Source organism: Tenebrionibacter intestinalis, from assembly GCF_016632365.1.
Lineage (GTDB): Bacteria > Pseudomonadota > Gammaproteobacteria > Enterobacterales > Enterobacteriaceae > Tenebrionibacter > Tenebrionibacter intestinalis.
In genome coordinates this window covers 1-2,079 of the sequence record NZ_JAEPBH010000103.1, presented here as the reverse complement: position 1 = coordinate 2,079, position 2,079 = coordinate 1, and the positions used below count along the sequence as shown (strand labels likewise).

Sequence of the window (2,079 nt, the reverse complement as noted above, 5' to 3'; positions counted from 1 at the left end):
ACCGAGACCGATGCGGCAGGCAACACCTCTGAGCCGTCACCGGGCATCACCATTGAAGTGGACACCACGCCGCCGAACGCTGACGCGCTGGCGATTACCCGCGTAGATGACACCGTAGGTGAAATCACCGGCAATATTGTAAATGGCGGCAAAACTGATGACAGCCGTCCGACTATCTCTGGTACTGGTACAGCGGGTGATACGCTGGTGCTGTACACAACGGATAGTAGCGGCAAGCATGAGATTGGGCGGGTAACCGTTGATGCCAGCGGTAACTGGTCAATCCAGCCGGAAAATCCACTACTGGCAGGCGAAAACATCTTCTCTGCCGTTGAGATTGATAAAGCGGGCAACAGCGCAACGTCCCCGAATTATGTGGTCACGCTGTTTGTTGAAGGGCCATCCGTACCGAGCATTGGATCCATTGTAGACAACGAAGGTCCGATCACAGGCGGGTTGCAAAAAGGCGACGTTACCGACGATAACACTCCGACCCTCAGCGGCTCTGCGGGGGTGGGCGATATCGTTCGTATTTACGATAACGGCGAGCTTATCGGTTCAACGAAAGCCGATGAAAGCGGCAACTGGTCGTTTACGCCTTCAAGGCCGCTGGATGAGGGGGATCATAGCCTGAGCGTGACGGCTGTCGATAGCGTGGGTATGGTCAGCGATCCGAGCGGTGAATTCGACTTTAGTGTCGATACGCAGGCCCCTGCGCCAGTAAAAGACCTGACGGCTAACGATAACGAAGGGGATGTTCAGGGGCCGATCGGCAGCGGCAGCACAACCGATGATGCGACGCCTACACTGAAAGGTTCGGCCGAACCGGGAAGCACCGTAAACATTTATGACGACGGTAAGAAAATTGGCGAGGCTGCTGTAGGTGAAGACGGTACCTGGAGCTGGACGCCGGATGACAGCCTGGAAGACGGTGAACGCAATATTACCGTGACCGTTAGCGATCCGGCAGGTAATGAGTCTGAGCCTTCTGAAGCAATAGTTATCGTTGTTGATACCGTTGCCCCAACCGCGCAGATTACCCACGTTGTTGACAGCGTAGGTAGCGTGACGGGCAACATTACTCCGAATGGCGTAACGGACGATACCCGTCCGGTGATTAACGGTATCGCTAAAGCTAACAGCGTTATCAAAGTCTATGATGGTGAAACGCTGCTGGGCAGCACTACCTCTGATGCCAGCGGAAACTGGAGCTTTAAGCCTGTTTCAGAGTTGGAGCCCGGGTCTCATAATCTGACTGTGACCGCTACCGATCTGGCGGGGAATACCAGCGATCGGTCTGGCGCATTCGTTTTTGATATTGATACCACCTCTCCGGTTAAACCCACTATCGACAGCGCTGAAGATGATGTCGGCGATGTACGCGATCCGCTTTCTAACGGCAGCGTGACCGATGATTCTACGCCAACCCTGCACGGTACGGCAGAAGCAGATAGCGTGGTCACGATTTACGATAACGGTAAAGTGTTGGGTAGCGTGACGACAGATAGCGATGGGCAGTGGATCTATACGCCAACGACGCCGCTGCCTGAAGGTGAGCACCATTTCACGGTAACCGCTACGGATGCGGCAGGCAATAAGAGTGCTGATTCTGATGAGTTCGTGCTGACCACCGACTACACGGCGCCGGACGCCTCTAAGCTGGCCATTACCGGCGTGGAGGATAACGTCGGTGAGATCACCGGCAATATTCTCAGCGGCGGTAATACGGATGACAATACGCCGGTCATCACCGGTACCGGTACGGCAGGTAACACCATCTCCATTTACACAACGGTTAACGGTACGAAGACGTTACTGGGCAAGGCCCTGGTTGACGAAAACGGCCAGTGGCGCCTGGAGCTGGACGACAGCAATGCGCTTTCCGGCGGTATGAACAGCCTGACGGCAGTGGAGACGGACCCGGCGGGCAACAGCACCAGCCCGACCCCGGCCTACGTGATTAATGTCTATTTGCCTGGCGACGGCCCGTCTGCGCCGAGTATCAACAGCGTTCATGATAACGAAGGGACGCAGAACGGCCCGCTGCAAAAAGGCAGCGTGACGGATGACAACACGCCG

Annotated in this window: 1 protein-coding gene; it reads left to right on the top strand. The window is 55.7% G+C overall.

Annotated elements, in window-relative coordinates:
* Positions 1 to 2,079, top strand: a 2,079-nt coding sequence (locus JJB97_RS17765; protein ID WP_238715406.1) for an Ig-like domain-containing protein, incomplete at both ends; no start/stop codon positions are given.